Source organism: Agreia bicolorata, from assembly GCF_000938265.1.
GTDB lineage: Bacteria > Actinomycetota > Actinomycetes > Actinomycetales > Microbacteriaceae > Agreia > Agreia bicolorata.
Genome location: NZ_JYFC01000001.1, coordinates 71,070 through 95,096 on the forward strand (window position 1 = coordinate 71,070; position 24,027 = coordinate 95,096).

The window sequence follows — 24,027 nt, forward strand, 5'->3', positions numbered from 1 at the left end:
TTCGTCGGGGGCGGTTGCTAGACAGGGCGGATGAAGATTCGCGCCGGACGCACAGTCCCCCTCCGTTCTTACGGAGTCATCGGAGACGGCAGGACGATCGCCCTCATCGCTGAGGACGGCGGCGTTGACTGGCTGCCTGTGCCGGGAATGGACACGACGCCGGTGTTCGCCCGGCTGCTCGACGCGCACGACGGCGGAGCCATCGAGCTGGCTCCGGTCGAGGACTTCACCGTGTCGAGGCGCTACATCGACGGCACCAACGTGCTCGAGACCACGTTCACCACGGCGTCGGGCGTCGCCGTTCTCACCGACGCTCTCGTGACGGGCATAGCCGGAAGGCTGCCGTGGACGGAGATCGCCCGGCGCGTCGACGGCACGTCCGGCAGTGTGCGGTTCCGTTGGCGGGTGGCGCCGGGAACGTGCCTCTCGACGGCCTCGCCCTGGAAGCAGGCCACGACGCACGGGCCCGTCATCCGAGTCGACGGGGTGACGATCGCCGTGCGCGGCGTCGAGCACGGTCCGCGCGGCGGTGGTGACGCCGCGTTCGCCGGTTCCTTCACCACGGAGAAGGGCTCGCGTCACGTGATCACCGTCGTGGGAACCTCGAACGAACCGTTGCACCTGCCAGACGCGTCCAACGTCGACCGCGGGATAGACCGCACGATCGAGAACTGGCAGTTCTGGTCGCGGGAGTTCAGCTATGACGGCCCGTGGTCTCTCGACGTGCACAGGAGCGCACTTGCCCTCAAACTGCTCATCTACAGCCCGACGGGTGCCATCGCGGCCGCGGGCACGACATCCCTGCCCGAGAACCCGCGAGGCGGCAAGAACTGGGACTACCGCTTCGCCTGGGTACGCGACGTCGCGTACACGCTGCACGCGCTCATCCGGTTCGGGCTGCGTGAGGAGACCCACGCCGCCGTCGCGTGGCTTCTCACCACCATCAGACAGAACGGCCCCGAGCTGCACATCTTCTATCGGCTCGACGGCTCGTTGCCGTCGGGTGTGACGAAGCACGACGCCCCCGGATGGAACGGCGCCGGCCCTGTCGTGACGGGGAACCCGGCGAGGGGTCAGTTGCAGCTGGGCGTCTACGGCGACCTGTTCGACGTTATGAGGCTGTACGTCTCGGCCGGCAACGTTTTGGATGCCGAGACGGGCAGGCTTCTCGCATCGGTCGCCGACCGTGCCTGCGACGCGTGGCGGCAGCGCGACGCGGGCATGTGGGAGCTCGAGGACGAGCAGCACTACACCTCGTCGAAGATGGGCTGCTGGCAGGCTCTGGATGCCGCGGTCGAGCTGTGCGAGAGAGGCCAGATCCCGGGAGACTCGGCCCGGTGGAGTGCCGAACGCGAGCACATTCGTGAATGGATCGAGGCGAACTGCTGGTCGGAGGATATGCAGAGCTACGTCGCGTACCCCGGATCGGACGAGCTGGATGCCTCGGTGCTGCTGCACGGGCCGAGCGGATTCGATCGCGGTGACAGGATGTCGAGCACCATCGACGCGCTGCATCAGGAGCTGGGCCGCGGGCCCCTGCTCTACCGCTACTCGGGCGCGGAGGCCGAGGAGGGCGCCTTCGTGGCCTGCTCGTTCTGGCTCGCATCCGCCCTCGCGTGCGTGGGTCGAACTGAGGAGTCGGTCGCCCAGATGGAGGCCATGATCGCACTGTCGAACGACGTCGGAATCTTCTCGGAGATGATCGATCCCGACGACCTGTCGTTCCTCGGCAATCTGCCCCAGGCGCTGAGCCATCTCGCCCTGGTGAACGCCGCCATCACGATCGAGGAGCTCGCCGGGCTCGACTGACGGAGTCGTATCTCAGCACGACTGAGGTGCGGGCGCAACCCGCTGACCCATGCCTGCGGCGGTGCCTATCGTGGAGACCATGACAACGACAATCGAACGCCCGACAACCGCCCCCAGCGACGCGGGAGCCAAAAGCACCCGGCGCCAGAACGCGGAGCGGGGTTTCAAGGCCTCGAAGGCCCTGACCGACAGCCTGCAGAAGGTTCTGGTCGATCTGATCGAGCTGCACCTCCAGGGCAAGCAGGCGCACTGGAACGTCGTGGGCAAGAACTTCCGCGACCTTCACCTGCAGCTCGACGAGATCATCGACGCCGCCCGGGAGTTCAGCGACACGGTCGCCGAGCGTCTCCGGGCACTGCATGCGGTTCCAGACGGGCGCAGCGACACCGTCGCGGCGACGACCACGCTGCCCGAGTACCCGAACGGCGAGGTCGACACGGCCGAGACCGTCGACCTGATCACCGTTCGCATCGAGGCGGTCGTCGGAACCATGCGCGACGTGCATGACGACGTCGACGAGGCCGACCCGACGAGCGCCGACATCCTGCACGGCATCATCGAGAAGCTCGAGCAGTATGCCTGGATGGTCTCGGCCGAGAACCGCACGGCCACCAAGAAGTCCTAGGCCTTCTCCGTAACGACGACGAACGGCGTGCCGCTCCCAGATGGGAGCGACACGCCGTTCTTGGCTGTGTCAGTGATGCGGAGAGGTCAGCGGGTCTCTTCGAGGAGGATGTAGCCCTCTTCGCCGTGAACCACCGTGTCGATGCCGGCGATCTCGTCTTCGTTCTTGACCCGGAAGCCCATCGTCTTCTCGATGATGAGTCCGATGATGTACGAGAGCACGAACGAGTAGATGAGAACGGCGAAGGCCGCGATGGCCTGCTTGCCGAGCTGCTCGCCGCCGAAGCCGAAGAAGAGGCCGACGTTGTTGCCGAGCAGACCGATGTAGAGCGTTCCGATGACGCCGCCGACGAGGTGGATGCCCACGACATCGAGCGAGTCGTCGAAGCCGAGCTTGAACTTGAGGTCGATGGCGACGGCGCAGACCGCGCCGACCAGGATTCCCAAGACGATCGCCCAGAACGGCGTCAAGATGTTACACGCTGGGGTGATGGCGACCAGACCGGCGACGGCACCCGATGCGGCACCGACCGAGGTCGGCTTGCCGTCCTTGATCTTCTCGACGACGAGCCAGCCGAGGATACCGGCGGCAGGAGCGGCGATGGTGTTGAGGAACGCGACTGCTGCGACGCCGTCGGCCGCGAGTTCGCTACCCGCGTTGAAGCCGAACCAGCCGAACCACAGGAGGCCGGCACCGAGGAGCACGAAGGGCGGGTTGTGCGGCTTGTGTACACCCTTGGCGAAGTTGACGCGCTTGCCGAGAACGAGAGCCAGGGCGAGCGCTGCTGCACCGGCGTTGATGTGCACGGCCGTTCCACCGGCGAAGTCGTTCGCTCCGATCGTGTAGGCGATCCAGCCGCCGTCGGAGACGGCGCCGTCCGTGACCGTGAAGTTGAAGACCCAGCTGGCGACCGGGAAGTAGACGACCGTCGCCCAGACACCGGCGAAGACCATCCAGGCACCGAACTTGGCCCGGTCGGCGATGGCGCCGGAGATGAGGGCGACGGTGATGATCGCGAACGTCGCCTGGAACGCCGCGAACGCGAGAGTCGGGTACGCCGTCGTGATGTCGCCGCCCGTGGCCTCATTGAAGGCACCCTGCAGGCCGAGCTGGTCGAGGTCGATTCCGAGAACGCCGTCGATTCCGACGAAGTTGCCGACTCCCGCGTTCGAGAACGTGATGGCGTATCCGTACAGAACCCAGAGAACGCCGATGAGCCCCATGGCTCCGAAGCTCAGCATCATCATGCTGATAACGCTCTTGGCCTTGACGAGTCCTCCATAGAAGAACGCAAGTCCGGGCGTCATCAGAAGTACGAGGGCTGCTGCTATGAGCAAAAAGGCGGTATTGCCCTGGTCCATTGAAATTACCTCTCTTAGTTGTTGCAAGGTGCACCGAGAGATGATGACGAACGGGGGTGCTGTTAGAAGGAAACCAGCGCGCGCGCCTCACTCGGGTATGCCCAACTATCGTGTGAAGAAGTTTCAAGACGTGCGCCCCAATGTTTCCGGCACGTAACGCTCGCACGGCAATTGTAAAAACTGTGTTTCGCGTCGCTGTCGAACCACGCAGAGAGGCTGCGAGCCGGGAGAACGGTTGTCAGTACTGGGTGGAGGCGATGAGTCTGGACACCGCTCGCAGGTACTTCTTGCGGTAGCCGCCCGACATCATGTCGCCGGCGAAGACCCCGTCAAGAGGGCTGCCCGTTGCGAAGATGGGGATCTGGGCGTCGTAGACCCGGTCTATGAATGCGACGAACCGCAGGGCGTCGGTCTGACCGTGCAGAGGTGCGACTTCGTCGAGCACGATCGCATCGATGCCGTCGATGAGCTTGACGAACTTCGACGGGTGGATGGTGCCGAGATGAGTGATGAGTCCGCCGAAATCGTCGCGCGAGATGGATGCCGAAGCCGATTTCTGCACCACAGCGGAGACGGCGGCATCGATTCCTGAATCGTCGAGCACACGGGCGTGACCCTCGATGTCACGTCGACGGTAGTCGAGACCGTCGATTCGCACGGTGTCGAAGCGATCGGAGAGCGACTGGATCTCTCGAAGAAAGTCGGCCGCGGCGAATCGTCCTTCGCCCAGCGCGTTCGGCGGCGTGTTGCTGGTCGCTGCGAGGCGGGTTCCGGATGCGCTCAGCTCGCCGAGCAGGCGCGTCATCATCATCGTGTCGCCCGGGTCGTCGAGCTCGAACTCGTCTATGGCGATCAGCTTGGCACCGGTGAAGAGCTTCACCGCAGCCGCATAGCCCATCGCTCCCACGATCGCCGTGTACTCGATGAAGGTACCGAAGTACTTTGGCCCCGGTGCGGCATGCCAGAGGGCGGCGAGGAGGTGGGTCTTGCCGACACCGAAGCCGCCGTCGAGGTAGATCCCTGTCGGCCCGGTTGGCGCCTTCTTCTGTCGTGAGAAGAATCCGCCCGTGCGAGTCGTCGGTGCCCACGACGTCGAGAATGTCCGCACGATTTCGAGGGCGTCGGTCTGAGAGGGGTAATCGGGATCGGGCCGATACGAGTCGAACGACGCGCCGTCGAACTGCCGCGGCGGCACGAGCACCGCTGCCATCTCGGCTCCGGAGAGGTTCGGAGCACGATCGACGAGTCGAACGAGGGTTGTGGGGATGGATGACGCCATGACGGAGCTCTTCCGGAGAGTTTGTGTCGAACGGAGACGTTTCCCGGAGAACGAGCACCGGAACGGCATAGATTCGAGTGGAGACAAGTGTCTCCAGACTAAACCGCCGATACCGCTGGCCGGTCTCCAACCGGTGCCCGCACTTCCAGGAGGAACAACCCATGACTGTCGCCGCCGATCCGTCGCCCCGTTTCGCTGAATTCGCGCATCCGGAGCGTCTCGTGAGCACCGACTGGCTGCAGCAGCACCTCGGCGAACCGGGGCTCGTAGTGGTGGAGTCAGATGAGGACGTGCTGCTCTACGAGATCGGACACATCCCGACCGCAGTCAAGATCGACTGGCACACCGATCTCAACGACCCTGTGGTGCGGGACTACATCTCGGGCGAGCAGTTCGCCGCGCTGGCGGAGTCGAAGGGCATCTCCCGGGACAGCACTGTGGTCATCTACGGCGACAAGAACAACTGGTGGGCCGCCTACGCGCTCTGGGTGTTCACCCTGTTCGGCCACACAGACGTGCGGCTGCTCGATGGTGGCCGGGATGCCTGGATCGCCGAGGGCAGGCCCGTCACGACGGATGAGGCCGAGATCGTCGCAGCGTCGTATCCGGTCGTGGAACGCGACGACACGGCCATCCGGGCGTTCAAAGACGACGTCCTCGGCCATCTGGGCAGTCCACTCATCGACGTGCGCTCGCCCGAGGAGTACACCGGGCAGCGCACCACTGCGCCGGCGTATCCCGAGGAGGGCGCTCTGCGCGCGGGTCACATTCCCACGGCCCAGAACGTTCCCTGGGCGCGGGCGGCGGCCCCAGACGGCAGATTCCGGGGCATCGACGAGCTGAACGAGATCTACAGGGAGGGCGCGGGCCTCGTCGACGGCGACGAGGTCATCGCATACTGCCGCATCGGAGAGAGATCGAGCCACACGTGGTTCGTGCTCACCCATCTTCTCGGCTTCGACTCGGTGCGCAATTACGACGGATCGTGGACCGAGTGGGGAAGCGCCGTGCGTGTTCCCATTAGCACCGGCGACGCTCCGGGAGTGGCCCCGGCCCGCTGACCGCACTGTCGAATAGGCGATAATTCATAGACATGAATGCGACAGAACTTCCCGACTCCCTCGCGGAGATCCGCGACGATTTTCTCGATCTCGAGGTCAAGGAGCGATTGCAGCTGCTGCTCGAGTTCTCGAATGAGCTTCCGGAGCTGCCCGAGCGCTATCGCGACCACCCGGATCTCTTCGAGCGCGTCGAGGAGTGCCAGTCGCCGATCTTCATCGTCGTCGAGGTCGACGCAGACAGCGCGGTCCACCTGTTCGCGACGGCGCCGGCCGAAGCGCCGACCACCCGTGGTTTCGCGTCCATCCTCGTGCAGGGCATCGACGGGCTTGCGGCCTCGCAGGTGCTCGAGCTCGCCGATGACTACCCGAGCATGCTCGGACTCACTGCCGCCGTCTCACCCCTGCGCATCCGGGGCATGACCGCGATGCTCGCGCGCATCAAGAGACAGGTGCGCGAGCGAGCAGCCTGACTCATGCTTCGTGCAGCCAGGCCCTGATCGCTTCGTTCCAGCGCTCCGGGTCGTAGTTCCAGAGCTTCGTGTGACGCGCGATGGAGAAAGGCACGAAGGTCACGATGTCGGGTCGGAGTTCTGCGAGTTTTCTGCTCGATACGCTCGACACGTAACCGTCGTCATCGCTGTGCAACAGCAGGATGCGTGTGTCGAGTTCGCCGCTGCGGGCCACGAAGTCGAGCCGGTCAAGATCGACAGACTTCTCAAGCCCTGTCGCGACATTGCCCCAGTCATGCGTCAGCGTGGCCAGAGCGGCAGTCTGCACGGGTGCAGGAATGCGCAGCTGCGTGCTGCGGTATCGGAGCGTCTCGTGCCAGTCGATCACGGGTGAATCGAGCACGATGCCGTCGATCACATGCTTCAGATGCGACCGGGCGGCGACCTGAAGCACGGTCGCTCCCCCCATCGACCAGCCCATCAAGATGACGCTTGTCGCGCCGGCCGCGACCGCATAGTCCAGAGCGGCGTCGACGTCCTCCCACTCCGTCTCGCCGAGCCGGAACCGGCCGTCGGCGCTGCGCGGCGCATCCCCGTCGTTGCGGTAGGAGACCAGAAGAGACGTGTAACCGGCCTCGTGGAAGACCCGGCTCGCGCGAAGCGTCTCGGCGCGCCTGACCGCCCGGCCGTGAACCTGGATGACCCACTGTGTCGAGTCGGGATCGGCCGAAGGGATCAGCCACGCCGGCGCGTCTCCGACAGGGGTGGGGATGGACACGTTGCGGTAGGCGAACGGGAACTCGCGTGGATGCAGAAAGTACCAGCCGCTGATTCGACCGGTCGACGCCTGTTCGAGGTCGCCGAAGTCGACCTCGAGAAGGGAACGGGTCACGGCGCCCTCGGTCACGGAGATGACCTCGCCGATTCGGGCGTGGCCACCGCTTCGGTCGAACCACAGACTGTATCGACCGGGCAGAAGCGTGTCGGCTGCGGCGCGGAGGGTGATCGTTCCGGCTTCGAGATCGACCGACTCGATCTTCGCGTCCTCTGATGGATTCTTCGGAGGCACGACGACCGAACGTGAGACGAGGGTTGTGAGCACCGCGGCGGCGGCGGTAGCCGCCGCGGCCAGGGCGCCCGCCACGATGGCGGCGACAGCCCAGCTCGGTACAGGGCGGCGGTCGTCTGGTGCGGTCATAGCGGTGTGATCTCTCTGTCGTCGACGCGGGGCGAGAGGCCAGAGCCCGCCCGCAATGGTCGTCATCGGCGTGCCTGCGGCGCGCAGCATGCGGGAAACTCTAGTCTGCAGACGTGTCCGACACTCCAACCACGTCCGAACTCCCTGCTGCCTTCGAGGCTGCCGTGGCAGCGGTCCGTGCAGCTGCGACCCGACCCGAACTCGTCGTCACCGAGATTCCTTCGCCGGCGAACCTTGCTCCGTACTCGCTCGCGCTCGCCGCAGATGTGAATCCCGAGCGGCACGGCTCCGATTCGGAGCTCGGCACAGGTCGATTCATTCTTCTCTACGATCCCGACGAGCCGGAAGCCTGGGGTGGTGCATTCCGGGTCGTCTGTTTCGCCCAGGCGCCGCTCGAGACGGAGATCGGGCTCGACCCGTTCCTCGCCGATGTCACGTGGTCATGGCTTGTGGACGCGCTCAACACCCGCGGCGCCCGGTACTCTGCAGCCTCGGGAACAGCCACCAAGATCATCTCCAGCGGATTCGGCGAGCTGAGGTCGCAGGGCGACGGCGCGCAGATCGAACTCCGCGCATCCTGGACCCCCGACGATTTCGACGTGACGGCGCATGTGGAAGGCTGGGGGGAATTGCTCTGCATGCTCGCCGGTCTTCCGCCCGCGATCGACGGAGTCACACAATTGAATGCGAGGCGCTTCGGGCGTGACTGACGACAACGAGACGATCCCAGACACCGGCACGACTCAGGCGTCGGCGGAGTCGCCTCCGCGCACGATGGCGCTCACCGTCATCGACACTCGCGAGGCCTACCTCGAAGCGGTCGACGTCATCGCCGCCGGGCACGGGCCTATCGCGGTCGACGCGGAGCGGGCATCCGGTTTCAAGTTCTCGCAGCGCGCATATCTGATCCAGCTGTATCGGCGGGGCGCCGGCAGTTTTCTCTTCGATCCACCGGCGATCGGGTCGTTCACAGAGCTGAACGATGCGATCTCCCGCGAGGAGTGGATTCTCCACGCCGCGAGTCAAGACCTGGCCTGCCTCCGTGAGGTAGGCCTTGACCCTCGCGTCATTTTCGACACCGAACTCGCTGCCCGGTTGCTGGGCATTCCGAGGGTCGGACTCGGCAGCGTCGTCGAGGAGTTCCTCGGCATCCACCTCAAGAAAGAACACTCCGCAGCAGATTGGTCTCGCAGGCCGCTGCCCGAATCCTGGCTCGAATACGCGGCTCTCGACGTCGAGCTGCTCCCCGATCTTCGAGACAAACTCGCCGAGCTTCTGATCGAGAACTCCAAGGCCGTGATCGCAGCCCAAGAGTTCGAGGCGACGAGGGTGAAGGAGCCCAAACCCGTCGCCGCCGAGCCCTGGCGCCGGCTCACGGGCATTCATTCGCTGCGCGCCCCCCGAAACGTCGCCGTCGCCAGGTCGCTCTGGATGGCGCGAGACGCGCTTGCTCGAGAGATCGATGTGTCGCCAGGCCGACTTGTTCCAGATTCGAGTCTGGTCGCAGCCGCGCGCGTTCTTCCCGAATCGAAGAGAGAGCTCGCGGCACTGAAAGAGTTCTCCGGCAGGGCGAGCCGAACGGAGATCGACCGGTGGTGGGCTGCCCTCGAGGAGGGTAAGGCAGCCACCGATCTTCCGGTCAACCGCCGCAGCGAAGACACACTGCCTCCCCCGCGCAGCTGGTCGGACCGCAACCTCGAGGCCGATCTTCGCTTGAAGGCGGCTCGGGCGACCCTTATGGAGCTGTCGGAGTTCGTCAATATCCCTGTCGAGAATCTCCTCACCCCCGAGATTCTGCGCCGAATAGCCTGGTCCCCGCCCGATCCGATGACCACGACGGCGATCGCGGAATCCCTTTCGGAGCTCGGTGCCCGGCCCTGGCAGCTTGAACTAACCGCACAGCCGATCGCCCAAGCCTTTGTCGATGCCCACCAAAAGGCAGAGAACGAGTCCGAGGCCTCGTCGTAGGAACAGTCAAAGGATTTCGACCGCTTGGAAGCCCCCGCCTAGGATCGTCTCGGTTCTCAACCAGAAGGAGGCAAAGTGGCCGAAATAGCCGAAGTCGTATTTGTTGATGGGGTGCGCACACCCTTCGGGCGTGCGGGCGAAAAGGGCATGTACTGGCAGACCCGTGCAGACGATCTGGTCGTGAAGGCGATTATCGGCCTGCTCGAGCGAAATCCGTCTGTTCCCAAGGATCGCATCGACGAGGTCGCCATTGCGGCGACCACCCAGCAGGGCGATCAGGGGCTCACCCTCGGGCGAACGGCGGCCCTGCTGGCGGGACTCCCTCAGTCTGTTCCAGGCTTCGCTATCGATCGCATGTGCGCCGGCGCCATGACGAGCGTCACCACCCTCGGCAGCGGAATCGGTTTCGGAGCGTACGACCTCGCCATCGCCGGAGGCGTCGAGCACATGGGCCGCCACCCGATGGGATTCAACGCCGACCCGAACCCTCGCTTCCTCGCCGAGAAGCTGGTCTCCGAAGAGGCACTGAACATGGGATCCACGGCGGAGCGCATCCACGACCGCTTCCCCTCACTCACCAAGGAACGGTCCGACCGCTACGCGCTTCGCAGCCAGCAGAAGGTCGCCGCTGCCTACGAGGCCGGCAAGATCCAGCCCGACCTCATTCCGGTCGCAACGCGCAGCGCCGCCGGGTGGGGACTGGCCACCCGTGATGAAGCTCCACGACCCGAGACCACCATGGAGGGGCTCGCCGGCCTGCGCACGCCGTTCAGGCCGCACGGTCGCGTCACGGCCGGAAACTCGTCGGGCCTGAACGACGGCGCCACGGCTTGCCTGCTTGCCAGCGGAGCAACCGCGAAAGAGCTCGGCCTCACGACCAAGATGAAGCTCGTCAGCTTCGCGTTCGCCGGAGTCGAGCCCGAAATCATGGGCATCGGGCCTGTGCCTTCGACAGAGAAAGCTCTTCGCAAGGCAGGACTGTCTATCACTGACATCGGTCTCTTCGAGCTGAACGAAGCCTTCGCCGTACAGGTGCTCTCGTTCCTCGATCACTTCGGCATTGACGACGACGATCCGCGCGTCAACGAGTATGGCGGAGCGATCGCCATCGGCCACCCGCTTGCGTCGTCGGGCGTGCGGTTGATGAACCAGCTCGCACGTCAGTTCGAAGAGCACCCCGAGGTGCGCTACGGACTCACAGCGATGTGCATCGGTCTCGGCCAGGGTGGCACCGTGATCTGGGAGAACCCGCACTACAACAAGAAGGCGAAGGCAGCGAAGCGATGACCGACTACTCCACAATCGACTTCTCTTCTCTGGCAGATCTGTCGGCAGACGAGGTCGTCACCCACTCGTACGTTCGCGACGTCCCGCTTCCGAGCGGCAAGGTGCTGGCACTCATCACACTCGACAACGATCGCGACCACACGCGCCCCTCAACGCTCGGACCTAACTCGCTCCTGGAGTACGGCGCCGCACTCGATGCCCTCGCAGTGCGGGCATCCGCGGGTGAGATTCAGGCCGTCGCCGTCACCGGCAAACCGTACATCCTGGCCGCCGGCGCCGACCTGTCGAAGGTGAGCGACATCCCCAACCGCGAACTCGCGAAGCAGATGGCCCAGCTCGGGCACTTCACGTTCGGAAAGATGGCCGCCATCGGCGTGCCCACGTTCGCGTTCATCAACGGGCTGGCGCTGGGAGGCGGAGTCGAGGTGGCCCTGGCCGCCGACTACCGCACCATCGACTCCTCGATCCCCGCCCTCGCCCTTCCAGAGGTCTTCCTGGGCATCATCCCAGGCTGGGGAGGCGCCTACCTGCTGCCCAACCTCATCGGAATCGAGAACGCCCTCAAGGTCGTCGTCGAGAATCCGCTGAAGAACAACCGCACGCTCAAAGGCCAGCAGGCGTTCGATCTCGGTATCGCCGACGCCATCTTCGGTCCGGCGTCGTATCTGGAGCAGTCCCTCGTCTGGGCCGACGAGGTGATCTCGGGGCGCATCACCGTGAAGCGACCGAATGTGCCCGGCAAGCTCGAGCGCCTCGTTAAATGGGACGCGGCCATCTCGATCGCACGAAAAATGCTCGAATCGAAGATCGGCACCGTCGCGGCGTCGCCGTATGCCGCCCTCGATCTGCTGAAGGCTGCGAAGTCGGGCTCGGCAGAAGAAGGGTTCGCCCGCGAAGATGACACGTTGGCCGACCTCATCTCCGGCGACCAGTTCCGAGCGAGCATCTACGCCTTCAACCTGGTGCAGAAGCGGGCCAAACGGCCTGCCGGGGCGCCCGATAAGGCGTTGGCGAAGCCCGTGACCAAAGTCGGAGTCATCGGTGCAGGGCTCATGGCCAGCCAGTTCGCACTGCTGTTCGTTCGCCGACTGCGCGTTCCCGTTGTGATCACTGACCTCGACCAGGCCAGGGTCGACAAGGGTCTGTCCTACATCCGCGACGAGATCACGGCGCTCAAAGACAAGGGTCGAATCGGATCAGACGAGGCCAACCGGCTCAGTGCCCTGGTCTCGGGCACCACAGACAAGGCCGACTTCGCCGACGCCGATTGGGTGATCGAGGCGGTGTTCGAGGAGCTCGGCGTCAAGCAGGATGTCTTCGCCGATGTCGAGAAATACGTGTCTGACACGGCCGTGCTCGCCACCAACACCTCGTCGCTGTCGGTCGAGCAGATCGGTGCAAAGCTGGCACACCCCGAGCGCCTCGTCGGCTTCCACTTCTTCAACCCCGTCGCCGTGATGCCCCTCATCGAGGTCGTCAACACCCCGGCGACCGATGAGGCCACGCTCAGCACGGCCATGGTCACGGCCGCCAAGCTGCGCAAGAACGCCGTCATCACTCGCGACACTCCGGGCTTCGTCGTCAACCGCATTCTGGCGAAGCTATTGGGCGAGGCCATGCATGCCGTCGATACGGGAACCCCGTTCGAGGTCGTCGACAACGCGCTCAAGCCTTTTGGGTTGCCCATGACGCCGTTCGAACTGCTGGAGCTCGTGGGTCTGAAGGTGGGAGCGCACGTTCTCGACACCCACCACTCGGCATTCCCCGATCGGTTCTTCGAGAGCCCTAATCTTCACAAGCTCGCGGAGCACGGCAAGATCTTCGATCGTGATGCGAAGGGTGCGATCAAGGGCTTCGACAAGACGGCGGTGAAGATCGTTGCCGACGGAGGACCGGGAGGAACCGCCCTCACGGAGGCCGAGCTTCTGCGCCGGGTCGAAGACGGACTGGCCGACGAGATCAAGCGCATGCTCGACGACGAGGTCGTGCACGCGGCCGAAGACATCGACCTGTGCCTCATCCTCGGGGCCGGGTATCCGTTCCAGATGGGCGGAGCGACCCCGTACCTCGATCGCGTAGGAGCGAGCGAGCGTGTCTTCGGCGACACGTTCCACCACCCGCCGATCGTCGGAACCGACTGACCGGAGCACTGTCGGGGGCTCGTCCTAGTCTGGTGGCATGACCAACCAGTACTACGTGGCGAGCTCCCTCGACGGTTTCATCGCCGACTCCGACAACCGCATCGACTGGCTGCTTCGCTTCGGCACAGCCGATTTCGACGACGCATACCAGCGGTTCCTGGCCGGCGTCGGCGCCATCGTTATGGGATCGCGAACGTACGAGTTCCTACTCTCCGAGGGCGGGGGCGAGTGGCCCTATTCCGTGCCCACCGTCGTGCTCACCCATCGTGACCTTCCCGTCGCCGTCGCGGGTGCAGACATCCGGTTTCTGAGTGGCGACATCGACGCCGTCGCTGCAGAACTCGACGCTCTGTCCGGCGACCGCGCCGTCTGGGTTGTGGGCGGCGGAGATGTCGCCGCTCAGTTCGCCGCCGCGGGTCGGCTGCACACGGTCATCGTCACGATGATGCCGGTCGTGCTCGGCTCAGGCATCCGAGTACTGCCCGTCACGGAGTTGCTCGAACTCGAGCTTGTCTCTTCGCTTCCGCTGCCGCAGGGCGCCGTCGAGTTCACCTATACCGTCACGGGGTCTCGCGACAGCTAGCGGGTGATCCGGCGCTCGTCCTCGTTCTCGCCCTCGAGCGGGCGTGCGATCGGAATCTTGCTGCCCAAAACCTGTGCCACGACGTCTCGCGCGATGTGCTGGGGGGTGAGGCCGACGCGCTCCATGATCTGTGAGCGTTCCGCGTGATCGAGGAACTCGTCGGGCAGCCCCAGCTCGGTCACTGCAGTGTCGATGCCGGCCTCGCGCAGGTCCTGCCGAATGCGCGTGCCCACGCCACCGACGCGGATGCCATCTTCGATCGAGATCACGATGCGGTGTTCGGCGGCGAGGTCGAGCACACTGCGCGGAACCGGAACCACCCAGCGGGGGTCGATCACAGTCGAGCCGATGCCCTGCGCCGCCAGTCGCTCTGCTACCTCGAGGCCCGTCGTCGCCATCGGTCCCACGGTCACGATCAGAACATCCTTGCGCTCATGCTCGACCAGCACGTCGACACCATCGTCGAGACGGCGTACGGCCGCGATCTCCTCGCCCACGCTTCCTTTGGGGAACCGCACGACCGTCGGTCCGTCGGAGACGGCCACGGCCTCCCCCAGCTCCTCCCGGAGCCGCTCGGCGTCGCGCGGAGCGCTTAGACGGATGTTGGGCACGACCTGCAGGATGGCGAGATCCCACATGCCGTGGTGACTCGGCCCGTCGGGGCCCGTGACCCCGGCCCTGTCGAGAACGAACGTCACGCCGGCGCGGTGCAGCGCGACATCCATCAGAACCTGGTCGAACGCCCGGTTGATGAAGGTCGCGTAGACGGCGACCACGGGATGGAGGCCACCGAAGGCCAGCCCGGCCGCCGAGGTGACGGCGTGCTGCTCGGCGATGCCCACGTCGAAGACGCGCGAGGGGAACCTCTCGGCGAGCTTGTGCAGGCCGGTGGGTCGCAGCATCGCGGCGGTGATGCCGACGATGGTCGGATCCTTCTCTGCCAAGGCCACGATCTCGTCGCTGAAGACACCCGTCCACGACGGGGCGCTCGGCCCTCCGAGCGACTCACCCGTTTCGGGATCGATCTGCCCCACGGCGTGGAACTGGTCGGCGACGTCGCTCAGGGCAGGCTCGTAGCCGCGCCCCTTCTCGGTGATCGCGTGCACGATCACCGGTTGCGCGTAGCGCTTCGCCTGGAGAAGGGCCTCCTCCATCGCCTGCAAGTCGTGCCCGTGAATGGGGCCGATGTACTTGATGTCGAGATTCGAGTACAGGGCCTCGTTGTTCGAGAATCGGCTGAGGAAGCCGTGCGTGCCGCCGCGGATGCCGCGGTAGATCGCGCGGCCCGGCCCGCCGAAGCGGTCGAAGAGCTGACGCGACGACTGGTGCAGATTGCGGTACTTGGTGTTCGTCCGCACCGAGTTGAGATAACGGGCCATACCTCCGATTGTCGGAGCGTAGGAACGACCGTTGTCGTTCACCACGATCACGAGCTTGCGGGTGTTGTCGTCGCTAATGTTGTTGAGAGCCTCCCAGGTCATGCCACCTGTGAGGGCCCCGTCGCCGACGACCGCGATCACGTGTCGATCGCTCTGCCCCGTCATCTCGAAAGCCCGGGAGATGCCGTCGGCCCACGAGAGGGAACTGGACGCGTGCGAACTCTCGACGACGTCGTGCTCGCTCTCCGAGCGCTGCGGGTAGCCTGCGAGGCCGCCCTGCTGCCGGAGTCGGGAAAAGTCCTGGCGCCCCGTGAGGAGCTTGTGCACGTAGGACTGGTGTCCGGTATCGAAGACGATCGCGTCGCGAGGCGAGTCGAAAACGCGGTGGATGGCCAAGGTCGTCTCGACCACGCCAAGATTCGGACCGAGGTGTCCCCCGGTCTTCGATACCTCTGCGACGAGGAATTGACGGATCTCGGCAGCGAGCTGAACGAGCTGCTCTTGACTGAGAGCGTCGAGATCCCGGGGACCTGAGATGTTCTCCAGCAGGCTCATGCAGACGGCCCTTCCGTTCGGTCAGGGCCGACCGGCCCCTCGTTCGAGTCTATGACGGATCGCTCCGGCCGCCGCTCGGAACGACAGAGCGCCCTCGGGGATGCTATATAGCATCCAGCGAGGGCGCTCTGTCGATCAGGCTACGAGGCTCCGCAGTACGTACTGCAGGATTCCGCCGTTGCGGTAGTAGTCCGCCTCGCCCGGGGTGTCGATGCGCACGACAGCATCGAACTCGATGGTCTGCTTGCCCTCGGGTGACTGCTCGCTCGGTGTCGCTGTCACACGGACGGTGCGCGGGGTGACTCCGTCGTTCAGCTGCTCGATGCCCGCGATGCTGACGACCTCGGTGCCGTCGAGTCCGAGCGATGCCCACGACTCCCCAGCGGGGAACTGCAGCGGCACAACGCCCATGCCGATCAGATTCGAGCGGTGAATGCGCTCGAAGCTTTCGGTGATGACTGCCTTGACGCCGAGAAGGCTCGTGCCCTTCGCCGCCCAGTCACGCGATGAACCGGAGCCGTATTCCTTGCCACCGAAGATCACGAGCGGAGTCGACGCGGCCGCGTAGTTCTGTGCGGCATCGTAGATGAACGACTGAGGTCCGTCCGGCTGCGTGAAGTCGCGCGTGTACCCACCCTCGACGCCGTCGAGCAGCTGGTTCTTGAGCCGGATGTTCGCGAAGGTTCCGCGAATCATCACCTCGTGGTTTCCACGACGCGAACCGTAGGAGTTGTAGTCCTTGCGAGCGACGCCGTGCTCGTCGAGGTAGCGGCCGGCGGGGCTGTCGCCCTTGATCGATCCGGCAGGGCTGATGTGGTCGGTCGTCACTGAATCACCGAGCTTGGCCAGTACGCGAGCGTTGACGATGTCGGTGACCGGAGTCGTCTCCATGGTCATTCCGTCGAAGTACGGGGGCTTCCTCACGTAGGTCGACTCGGCATCCCACTCGAAGGTCGCGCCCTCGGGTGTGGGAAGCGAACGCCAGCGCTCGTCGCCGTCGAAGACGCCGGCGTATTCGTGCTGGAACATGTCCGTGTCGATCGAGGAGTCGATGGTCGACTGCACTTCCGCGGCGTCGGGCCAGATGTCCTTCAGAAAGACGTCGTTGCCGTCGGTGTCGGTTCCGAGCGCGTCGGTCTCGAAGTCGAAGTTCATCGAACCGGCGAGGGCGTATGCGATGACGAGGGGCGGCGACGCGAGGTAGTTCATCTTCACATCGGGGTTGATGCGACCCTCGAAGTTGCGGTTTCCCGAGAGGACCGCGGTGACGGCGAGGTCGTTCTCCTGAACTGCACTCGAGATCTCATCGAGCAGGGGTCCTGAGTTTCCGATGCAGGTGGTGCAGCCGTAGCCGACCGTATAGAAGCCGAGATCCTCGAGGTACGACGTGAGTCCGGCCTTCTCGTAGTAGTCCGTGACGACCTTCGATCCGGGCGCCAGCGTGGTCTTGACCCACGGCTTAGCCTTGAGTCCCTTCTGGCTGGCATTGCGCGCCAGCAGGCCGGCCGCCAGCATGACCGACGGGTTCGACGTGTTGGTGCACGACGTGATAGCCGCGATGGCGACCGCTCCGTGGTCGAGAGTGAAGTTCGTGCCGTCTTCGAGCGACACCGCGGTGGGCTTGGATGCCGTCTTGGGCGCGTGGCTGGCGTGCGAGTGGCTATGGGCGTGCGCCGGTTCGCCGTCTTCGGGGGAAAGCTCTCCGGGGTCGGAAGCCGGGAAGGATCCCGTGCCGACGAGATCGACGATGTCGTGCTCGACGCGGGCGTAGTCGTTGAGGTCGTGCTCGAACTGGCTCTTCGACTCGCTGAGTTCGATGCGGTCCTGCGGGCGCTTTGGGCCAGCGATCGAGGGCACAACGGTTGCGAGGTCGAGCTCGAGGTATTCGCTGAAGACCGGCTCGACACTCGGATCGTGCCACAGCGTCTGAAGCTTGGAGTAGGCCTCGACGAGCTTGACCTGCTCCTCGCTGCGGCCGGTGAGCCGCAGGTAGTCGAGGGTCACGTCGTCGATGGGGAACATGGCGGCTGTCGATCCGAACTCGGGGCTCATGTTGCCGATCGTCGCCCTGTTGGCGAGGGGCACCTCGGCGACTCCGGCACCGTAGAACTCGACGAACTTGCCGACGACCCCGTGCTTGCGCAGCATCTGCGTGATGGTGAGTACCACGTCGGTCGCGGTCACTCCTGTGGGGATTGCACCCGAGAGCTTGAATCCGACGACCTTCGGGATCAGCATCGACACCGGCTGGCCCAGCATCGCGGCCTCGGCCTCGATGCCTCCGACGCCCCAGCCGAGCACTCCGAGGCCGTTGACCATCGTGGTGTGCGAGTCGGTGCCGACGCAGGTGTCGGGGTAGGCGCGCAGGACTCCATCGACCTCGCGCGTCATCGTGACGCGTGCCAGGTACTCGATGTTGACCTGGTGAACGATGCCCGTTCCGGGCGGCACGACCTTGAAGTCGTCGAACGCCGTCTGTCCCCAGCGCAGGAACTGGTAGCGCTCGCCGTTGCGTTCGTATTCGAGATCGACGTTGCGTTCGAGAGCATCTTCTGAGCCGAAGAGGTCGGCGATGACCGAGTGGTCGATGACCATCTCGGCGGGGGCGAGCGGGTTGATCTTTGTCGGATCGCCGCCCAGGCTGCCGACGGCCTCACGCATCGTCGCGAGGTCGACGATGCAGGGAACGCCTGTGAAGTCCTGCATCACGACGCGGGCAGGCGTGAACTGGATCTCCGTGTCCGGTTCCGACGTGGGAACCCAGCTGCCCAGCGCCTCGATGTGTTCCGCCGTGATGTTGCCGCCGTCTTCGGTGCGCAGCAGGTTCTCAAGCAGTACCTTCAGGCTGAAGGGAAGCTTCTCGTAACCCGGAACCTTATCGATGCGATAAACCTCGTATGAGTCGTTCCCGACCTTCAGTTGATCTTTCGATCCAAAGCTGTTGACTTTCGACACGTCGCCTTCTCCTTCGCTCCTGAGGTCAATCTTTGTCCCGGGGAACGCTTGAGGGCTAGCAAGGCTAACCTAACCGCTCTGTCGGGCCGGGCCTCGATGCGAAGCCCCCGATTTATCTTGACGTCAAGATAAATCGTAACACCCGCTTCGTCGAGTGACGGCTTTCAGGAACGCGCGTCGATCTCGCTCTTGTCGTGTCCGAACGCTGTACGCACGAGAAGCCAGGTGACCCACAGCATGGCTGCATACAGCGGCACGCCGAGGATCAATTTGACCGATCCGAGGGCGGCCGCCTGGCTCGCGAGGTACAGGGGACCTTCCACGCCGAGGCGCAGGGCGAAAAGGCCGACCCAGCACCAGGTCGCGACGAGAACGACTCGGAACTTCGCTCGGTCTGATCGCCATCCGGTCGAATCTCCGGTGAGTAACCCCACGATGATGCCGATGAGCGGCCAGCGAGCGATGATCGAGACCAGCAGCACCACGATGCTGACCGCGTTGATGATCAGGCCGGGAAGGAAGTTGTCTTCGGCCCGACCGGTGAAGAGCGCGAGGGCTGCCGAGACCGCGACGCCGAGGAGGCCCGTGATGGCGGGCATGACGGGGCTGCGGGTGGCCGCCCTGACGACGATGAAGCCGACTGCCACGATGACAGGGGCGACGACGCTCGGGGTGAGATCGCTCGTCACCGTGTAGATCACGAGGAATGCGAGTCCGGGAAGAAGCGACTCGACGAGCCCGCGCACTCCCCCGATGGCACGCAGAAGTGACGCTGCGGTGGGAGTCTCACCCGGCGCCACCTGGCCGATGCCGGCCCGCCGTGCTGCATCCGCGAATGCCTGCGACAGGCTGGGGGCCGGCGCACGGTCGTCGGGCTGCGGGTCCGACATCAGGCGCCCGTCGGAGGTGTGGCCGTCGCGGCCGTCTTCGGCATGTTGAGAGGAATGAGGTCGCGTGGCGGCATGGGCTGGGTTCCTCGCACCACGACCACGCTCCTGAAGAGCTCTTCGATCGCAAGTTCGGCGGCGGGGTTCGTCAAAGCCTCGCCGGCGATGACACCGCGGAGGAACCAGCGAGGGCCGTCGACGCCGACAAAGCGCGCGAGCCGCGATGATGAAGAAGCGTCGGCCGAGGCACCCGCCGCGACGGGAACCTCCCCCACCAGTTCCGGGCCGAAGGTGCCCTCGCGAGCAGTGCTGGTTCCGCCCTGCTTGATGATCTGATCTTCGATCTGAGCGCGGATCTCGTGCCAGAGTCCCGTGGACCGTGGAGCAGCGAAAGCCTGCACCTGAAGAGTGGATCCTGCGTAGTCGAGCCCGACGGCGACGACGCGGTTCGTTCCCTCTTCGACCTCGAGCCGCAGATGAAGTCCCTCGCGAGGGAGAATCTTGAGACCGCCCAGGTCGACGTACGGGCGAGCGGGGTTCGCCTCGTCTGCGTCGAACGGACCCTCCTCCGCGCGATTCGCCGGAGCCGACTTCGTGTCGAGCGGCTCCTGCTCTTCGATCTCGTCGATCGACTCGACAGCCGCGTCGTCGTTCGGCTTCTGCAGATCGCTCATGCGTTCTCTCCTAGTGATTCGGATGCTGCTGGCCCCTCGGCCGGCAGAGACGTGGAGTACCCGGTCGAACCGAATCCTCCGGCTCCCCTGTCACTGCCGGGAAGGGTGTCGACGGGAATGAATACGGCACGGGAGACCGGCATAACGATGAGCTGGGCGATTCGATCCCCGACGCCGATATCGTACGGCACGGTGCTGTCCGTGTTCAGGAGGGCCACCTTGATCTCGCCCCGGTACCCCGCGTCTACCGTTCCCGGAGAATTCACGATCGTGATGCCGTGCTTGGCCGCGAGCCCGCTGCGCGGAACAACGAAGGCCGCGAAACCGTCGGGAAGGGCGATGCTCACTCCGGTGCCGACGAGTCGGCGCTCGCCGGGAGACAGCGTCAACGCCTCCGTCGACGTGAGATCAGCGCCCGCATCGCCAGGGTGGGAGTAGCTGGGAATCGCGGTGGCCTGAATGAGAACTTCGACTGACTGGGTCACGCAGTCGAGGGTAGTGCAGTTTGTCTGATCGAATAGGTGCATGTCTTCGTATCGTGAGCGGCTCTGGCCCTCAATCTGGATCTATCTCGCCACCGCACTCGTCATACCGGCGAGTATTCTCGTTCTCGCGCCAGTGAATCTCACAGCCGGCATCATTGCGGCCGCTGTTCTGTTCATCGGTCTGACAGGGATCTTCATCGTTCTTGCCCCCGTCATAGAGGTGAAAGACGGCATGCTGATCGCTGGCAAAGCCCAGATCCCCCTCGAACTGCTCGGTACGCCGTCGATCTTCAAGGGAGGTGCGGCGACTCTTCAACGCGGCCAGCGCCTCGACGCGCGCGCGTGGCTCTGCCTCCGAGGCTGGGTGGATCCGGTCATAAAAATACCCCTCGAGGATCCGGACGACCCGACGCCGTACTGGCTCGTGTCGTCTCGGAATCCTGAGGGGTTGGCAGCTGCTCTATCCGCCTAGGCGGCGGCACCGTGCGCGGGGTGCTCTGCGTCAGGCAGCGCACTCCACGCAGATCGGGCCGAGCTTCTCTTCGTGATCGATCTGCGAACGGTGCTTCACAAGGAAGCAGTTGATGCAGGTGAATTCGTCGGCCTGCGGAGGCAGAACGACGACATCGAGATCGAGGTCCGAGAGGTCTGCTCCCGGCAGTTCGAAGCCACCGGGGTTGTCGGCATCGTCAACATCTACGACACCAGACATCTTGTCTGGAACGCGCTCTTTGAGCGCTTCAATCGACTCCGAATCGTCGTCGTTCTTGCGCGGAGCGTCGTAATCAGTTGCCATGCCCATCCACTTCTGAGGAGATTGATAAAACCAAATCGGCGGCGTTAGTTTGCACGAAAGCCACCGGAATAGCAATTCGGATCGGAGTCCTCGTCGCCCATCGACGCCATCAACTTGCGGCACGCCCGTTACATTCCCGGAATTCGGCCGAGAACATGGCATGGTCGTAGCAACAGTGACCGCTGGAGGCCTCTTCACCATGCAGGAATTGACAGTAATCGGCGTCGAAGACGGCGCCCTCCTTGTTGCGTCCGACGCCGGCGAGCGATACCGCATCGCCATCGACGACGTGCTTCAGAGCCGCATCAGGCAGACCCTGACACCGTCGAACAACGGCAAACGCGTCTCGCCCCGCGAGATCCAGGGTCATATCCGTTCGGGCTTGTCTGCTGAAGAGGTGAGCCGACTCACGGGAGCCGACCTCGACTACGTCGAACGGTTCGAGGGGCCGGTTCTCGCCGAACGCGCCTACGTCGTGAACTCGGCGCTCAAGGTCGCCGTGCAGATCGACTCCGCCCTCGACCCCCTGGGAGAGGAGCCGACGTCGACATTCGGCGAAGCGATCCAGGAGCGCCTCGAAGGGCTCGGCGCAACCGACGAGCGATGGGCGAGCTGGAAGGACGAATCCGGCTGGATCGTCAAACTGTCGTTCACGGCGAACGAGATCGATCACGATGCGCGGTGGCAGTACGACCCGAAGCGTCACGCCCTCACTCCTCTCAACACCGAGGCCGTCACCCTGTCGCAGAACGGTGAGATCACCGAAGGCCTCATTCCGAGGCTCCGTGTCGTCTCGCCGCGCGTCGAGGTAGAGGAATCTGATTCCTCACCCGCCGTCGCGCCAACCACGACCAACGACACGGCACCGAATCCCGAAGTGATTCCCTACGGTCGAAGCGCGTCTCAGGCAGAGTCGTCGCCCGCCGCCACCTCCGCCGCGATCTCCCGTTCAGAGGAACGACCCGCGGAGAACCTGAACCAGACGGCAGATCTTCTCGAGGCGCTCCGTCGCCGGCGGGGCGAACGCGAGGCAGCCGTCTTCGTCGACGACTTCGACGACAGCGGATCCTCGCCCGGCTCGCCAGCCTCCAGTGAACGAACCGCTTCGCAGCGCCCCACCGACATTTCCCGAGAGAAGCGCGAGACGGAGTCGCGACCCACGCTCACCTCGTCGATCTGGGCCTCTGCCGCACGCAATGACACTCTCGACGGCATCGAGGCGCCGGAGTCCGAGACTCCCGCTCCTGCCGCATCACAGCCCAAGCCGCCGCGGCGCAGTCGCGCTGCGATGCCCAGCTGGGACGAGATCGTCTTCGGCGCTCGAACCGACGACGATCTCGCCTGACGGATCGGGTATCAGCGCTCGGGTCTCAACGCTCGGGTCTCAGCGCTCGAAGGCGCCGAATCTGAGTAACGGAACGATCAGCTCGTCGGAACTCCATGATCCGTGCTGGCCGATCATTCGGCGCGACGGGTCGTGAGGCTTGCGCACGTCGTAGTAGACGACGTTCTTCGCCGCAGCGACGATGATGTCGCCTATACGAGGTCTAACGGCATCGGCGACCTCGCCGAACCATCCCGCATCGATCGCCTCATCTCTGGTGAGCACCCACGCGCGATGGCCTTCGGACGCGCGCCAGGCATCCAGAACCGTCTGGCGCGTGTCTGCCGAGATGTCGGACTCGAGGTGCAACTGGAGACAGCGGGGATCTCCGGCGACGTGAACGACGCCTTTCATCTGCGCGTCGGTGCCGAAGAGCACCTGAGACGTCTGGGGAACGTCGACGACACCATGATCAGCGGTCAGCAGCACCCCTTCGTCTGTGCGCAGGGTACGCACGAACGACTGCATCGCGGAGTCGAGTTCTTCCAGCAGATGAGTCCACCGGTCGGACTGCCATCCGTGGGCATGAGCCGTCATATCTAGCTCGGGAACGTAGACGTAGGAGATCGACCGGGCGTCGCGATCGAGCACAGAGCGAGCCACCTCGAATCTCTCGGAGATAGAATCGGCCGCCAGATAGTGGGCCCCACGAAGAACGGCATCCGTGAAGCCGGATGACTCGTACCTCCTTGGTCCAACGGCCATCGCGCTGATTCCCGCTGCAGTCGCGTGCTCGAACACGGTGGAGCGCCTCTGCCAGACAGAGGGCTCCATGTCGGCGGCCCATCCGGTCAGCTGATTCGCCACCCTCTGCGACGCCGGAACAAGTGCCGAATAACCCACGAGTCCGTGTTGCCCCGGCGACGCTCCCGTGGTGAGCGAGGCGAGCGCAGCAGCTGTCGTGGTGGGGAACCCGCTGACGAGCGTCGCCTTCTTGAAGAAGCGCGATGCCAGAAATCGAGCGTGCCCGGTGCGCTGGCGCAGTGCGGATGCGCCGAGCCCGTCGACGAGTACGACCACGGCCTTCGACACGGCCGGCAGGCCCAGACGATTGTCTTCGGACGTCACTGCCGCAAGACAACTGGGCAACACGTCCGACAGACGAGGCTCGTCGGATCGGGTCGCCGGTAGCATGGGGGGCATCGGGGCCA

At 64.7% G+C, this 24,027-nt stretch carries 21 protein-coding genes; 11 read left to right on the plus strand and 10 right to left on the minus strand.

The genetic code is table 11. The features are described from left to right. Nucleotides 1–30: 30 nt before the first annotated feature. On the plus strand, nt 31–1,809 hold the full coding sequence (locus TZ00_RS00355; RefSeq protein ID WP_044438429.1) for a glycoside hydrolase family 15 protein: 1,779 nt from the start codon (nt 31–33) through the stop codon (nt 1,807–1,809). Between the two features lie 79 nt (nt 1,810–1,888). Then, nucleotides 1,889–2,434 (plus strand): Dps family protein, encoded by a 546-nt coding sequence (locus tag TZ00_RS00360; protein WP_044439210.1) that lies wholly within the window; start codon nt 1,889–1,891, stop codon nt 2,432–2,434. A gap of 86 nt (nt 2,435–2,520) precedes the next feature. Here TZ00_RS00360 and TZ00_RS00365 read toward each other — a convergent pair whose 3' ends face one another. Together TZ00_RS00365 and zapE are read right to left on the minus strand one after the other, a co-directional pair. After that, nucleotides 2,521–3,795 carry an ammonium transporter gene (locus tag TZ00_RS00365; protein WP_044438430.1) on the minus strand — a complete coding sequence of 425 codons (1,275 nt, stop codon included), beginning with the start codon at nt 3,793–3,795 and terminating at the stop codon, nt 2,521–2,523. Between the two features lie 238 nt (nt 3,796–4,033). Further along, the gene (zapE, locus tag TZ00_RS00370; protein ID WP_044438432.1) at nt 4,034–5,074 is read right to left on the minus strand and encodes a cell division protein ZapE; all 1,041 of its coding nucleotides are present in this window, start codon (nt 5,072–5,074) and stop codon (nt 4,034–4,036) included. Between the two features lie 161 nt (nt 5,075–5,235). Between zapE and TZ00_RS00375 the strand changes: the two genes are divergently transcribed. Both TZ00_RS00375 and TZ00_RS00380 read left to right on the plus strand, forming a co-directional pair. Beyond that, nucleotides 5,236–6,135 (plus strand): sulfurtransferase, encoded by a 900-nt coding sequence (locus tag TZ00_RS00375; protein WP_044438434.1) that lies wholly within the window; start codon nt 5,236–5,238, stop codon nt 6,133–6,135. A gap of 32 nt (nt 6,136–6,167) precedes the next feature. Next, the gene (locus TZ00_RS00380) at nt 6,168–6,605 is read left to right on the plus strand and encodes a SufE family protein (protein WP_044438435.1); all 438 of its coding nucleotides are present in this window, start codon (nt 6,168–6,170) and stop codon (nt 6,603–6,605) included. A gap of 1 nt (nt 6,606) precedes the next feature. On the opposite strand, the gene TZ00_RS00385 is transcribed toward TZ00_RS00380, so the two are convergent. After that, on the minus strand, nt 6,607–7,872 hold the full coding sequence (locus tag TZ00_RS00385; RefSeq protein ID WP_052521170.1) for an alpha/beta hydrolase family protein: 1,266 nt from the start codon (nt 7,870–7,872) through the stop codon (nt 6,607–6,609). A 23-nt stretch (nt 7,873–7,895) separates the two neighbouring features. Here TZ00_RS00385 and TZ00_RS00390 point away from each other — a divergent pair, with 23 nt between their 5' ends. From TZ00_RS00390 to TZ00_RS00410, 5 genes are all read left to right on the plus strand, one after another. Then, entirely contained in the window at nt 7,896–8,492 is a 597-nt protein-coding gene (locus tag TZ00_RS00390) for a DUF3000 domain-containing protein (RefSeq protein WP_044438436.1), read from the plus strand. A 64-nt stretch (nt 8,493–8,556) separates the two neighbouring features. Next, complete coding sequence (locus TZ00_RS00395; RefSeq protein ID WP_044439213.1) at nt 8,557–9,750, plus strand: HRDC domain-containing protein; 1,194 nt, start codon at nt 8,557–8,559, stop codon at nt 9,748–9,750. A 75-nt stretch (nt 9,751–9,825) separates the two neighbouring features. Next, complete coding sequence (locus TZ00_RS00400; RefSeq protein ID WP_044438437.1) at nt 9,826–11,037, plus strand: thiolase family protein; 1,212 nt, start codon at nt 9,826–9,828, stop codon at nt 11,035–11,037. Next, the gene (locus TZ00_RS00405) at nt 11,034–13,178 is read left to right on the plus strand and encodes a 3-hydroxyacyl-CoA dehydrogenase NAD-binding domain-containing protein (protein WP_044438438.1); all 2,145 of its coding nucleotides are present in this window, start codon (nt 11,034–11,036) and stop codon (nt 13,176–13,178) included. The genes TZ00_RS00400 and TZ00_RS00405 overlap by 4 nt, the downstream gene beginning before the upstream one ends. Nucleotides 13,179–13,215: 37 nt before the next feature. After that, complete coding sequence (locus TZ00_RS00410) at nt 13,216–13,761, plus strand: dihydrofolate reductase family protein (protein WP_044438439.1); 546 nt, start codon at nt 13,216–13,218, stop codon at nt 13,759–13,761. Here TZ00_RS00410 and dxs read toward each other — a convergent pair. The 5 genes from dxs to dut all read right to left on the minus strand — a co-directional run bounded on the left by dxs (nt 13,758) and on the right by dut (nt 20,738). Then, complete coding sequence (gene dxs / locus TZ00_RS00415; RefSeq protein WP_044438440.1) at nt 13,758–15,695, minus strand: 1-deoxy-D-xylulose-5-phosphate synthase; 1,938 nt, start codon at nt 15,693–15,695, stop codon at nt 13,758–13,760. The two genes, TZ00_RS00410 and dxs, sit on opposite strands and share 4 nt — an antisense overlap. Before the next feature lie 135 nt (nt 15,696–15,830). Beyond that, entirely contained in the window at nt 15,831–18,650 is a 2,820-nt protein-coding gene (locus tag TZ00_RS00420) for an aconitate hydratase (protein ID WP_044438441.1), read from the minus strand. 164 nt (nt 18,651–18,814) lie between these two features. Further along, entirely contained in the window at nt 18,815–19,540 is a 726-nt protein-coding gene (locus TZ00_RS00425) for a DUF3159 domain-containing protein (RefSeq protein ID WP_044438442.1), read from the minus strand. Further along, nucleotides 19,540–20,211 (minus strand): DUF3710 domain-containing protein, encoded by a 672-nt coding sequence (locus TZ00_RS00430; protein ID WP_044438443.1) that lies wholly within the window; start codon nt 20,209–20,211, stop codon nt 19,540–19,542. The genes TZ00_RS00425 and TZ00_RS00430 overlap by 1 nt, the downstream gene beginning before the upstream one ends. Then, on the minus strand, nt 20,208–20,738 hold the full coding sequence (gene dut, locus TZ00_RS00435; protein ID WP_044438444.1) for a dUTP diphosphatase: 531 nt from the start codon (nt 20,736–20,738) through the stop codon (nt 20,208–20,210). Before dut ends, TZ00_RS00430 begins: the two co-directional genes overlap by 4 nt. Between dut and TZ00_RS00440 the strand changes: the two genes are divergently transcribed. Next, nucleotides 20,737–21,168 (plus strand): DUF3093 domain-containing protein, encoded by a 432-nt coding sequence (locus TZ00_RS00440; RefSeq protein ID WP_044438445.1) that lies wholly within the window; start codon nt 20,737–20,739, stop codon nt 21,166–21,168. The genes dut and TZ00_RS00440 overlap by 2 nt on opposite strands. 30 nt (nt 21,169–21,198) lie before the next feature. Here TZ00_RS00440 and TZ00_RS00445 read toward each other — a convergent pair whose 3' ends face one another. Continuing rightward, nucleotides 21,199–21,492: a DUF4193 domain-containing protein gene (locus TZ00_RS00445; RefSeq protein WP_044439215.1), complete on the minus strand. Its 294-nt coding sequence runs from the start codon at nt 21,490–21,492 to the stop codon at nt 21,199–21,201. 160 nt (nt 21,493–21,652) lie between these two features. Here TZ00_RS00445 and sepH point away from each other — a divergent pair, with 160 nt between their 5' ends. Beyond that, the gene (gene sepH, locus TZ00_RS00450; protein WP_238579524.1) at nt 21,653–22,837 is read left to right on the plus strand and encodes a septation protein SepH; all 1,185 of its coding nucleotides are present in this window, start codon (nt 21,653–21,655) and stop codon (nt 22,835–22,837) included. Nucleotides 22,838–22,876: 39 nt separating this feature from the next. On the opposite strand, the gene TZ00_RS00455 is transcribed toward sepH, so the two are convergent. Next, a complete protein-coding gene (locus tag TZ00_RS00455) occupies nt 22,877–23,944 on the minus strand; it encodes an alkaline phosphatase family protein (RefSeq protein ID WP_238579525.1) in 1,068 nt (355 codons plus the stop codon). Between the last annotated feature and the right edge of the window lie 83 nt (nt 23,945–24,027).

Coding starts and splice junctions, on each gene's coding strand:
- TZ00_RS00395 (WP_044439213.1), top strand. CDS start 8,557: ATGGCGCTCACCGTCATCGACACTCGCGAGGCCTACCTCGAAGCGGTC.
- zapE (WP_044438432.1), bottom strand. CDS start 5,074: ATGGCGTCATCCATCCCCACAACCCTCGTTCGACTCGTCGATCGTGCT.
- TZ00_RS00445 (WP_044439215.1), bottom strand. CDS start 21,492: ATGGCAACTGATTACGACGCTCCGCGCAAGAACGACGACGATTCGGAG.
- TZ00_RS00440 (WP_044438445.1), top strand. CDS start 20,737: ATGTCTTCGTATCGTGAGCGGCTCTGGCCCTCAATCTGGATCTATCTC.
- dxs (WP_044438440.1), bottom strand. CDS start 15,695: ATGAGCCTGCTGGAGAACATCTCAGGTCCCCGGGATCTCGACGCTCTC.
- TZ00_RS00355 (WP_044438429.1), top strand. CDS start 31: ATGAAGATTCGCGCCGGACGCACAGTCCCCCTCCGTTCTTACGGAGTC.
- TZ00_RS00430 (WP_044438443.1), bottom strand. CDS start 20,211: ATGAGCGATCTGCAGAAGCCGAACGACGACGCGGCTGTCGAGTCGATC.
- TZ00_RS00365 (WP_044438430.1), bottom strand. CDS start 3,795: ATGGACCAGGGCAATACCGCCTTTTTGCTCATAGCAGCAGCCCTCGTA.
- TZ00_RS00385 (WP_052521170.1), bottom strand. CDS start 7,872: ATGCTGCGCGCCGCAGGCACGCCGATGACGACCATTGCGGGCGGGCTC.
- TZ00_RS00360 (WP_044439210.1), top strand. CDS start 1,889: ATGACAACGACAATCGAACGCCCGACAACCGCCCCCAGCGACGCGGGA.
- TZ00_RS00410 (WP_044438439.1), top strand. CDS start 13,216: ATGACCAACCAGTACTACGTGGCGAGCTCCCTCGACGGTTTCATCGCC.
- dut (WP_044438444.1), bottom strand. CDS start 20,738: ATGCACCTATTCGATCAGACAAACTGCACTACCCTCGACTGCGTGACC.
- TZ00_RS00380 (WP_044438435.1), top strand. CDS start 6,168: ATGAATGCGACAGAACTTCCCGACTCCCTCGCGGAGATCCGCGACGAT.
- TZ00_RS00425 (WP_044438442.1), bottom strand. CDS start 19,540: ATGTCGGACCCGCAGCCCGACGACCGTGCGCCGGCCCCCAGCCTGTCG.
- TZ00_RS00405 (WP_044438438.1), top strand. CDS start 11,034: ATGACCGACTACTCCACAATCGACTTCTCTTCTCTGGCAGATCTGTCG.
- TZ00_RS00375 (WP_044438434.1), top strand. CDS start 5,236: ATGACTGTCGCCGCCGATCCGTCGCCCCGTTTCGCTGAATTCGCGCAT.
- sepH (WP_238579524.1), top strand. CDS start 21,653: ATGGTCGTAGCAACAGTGACCGCTGGAGGCCTCTTCACCATGCAGGAA.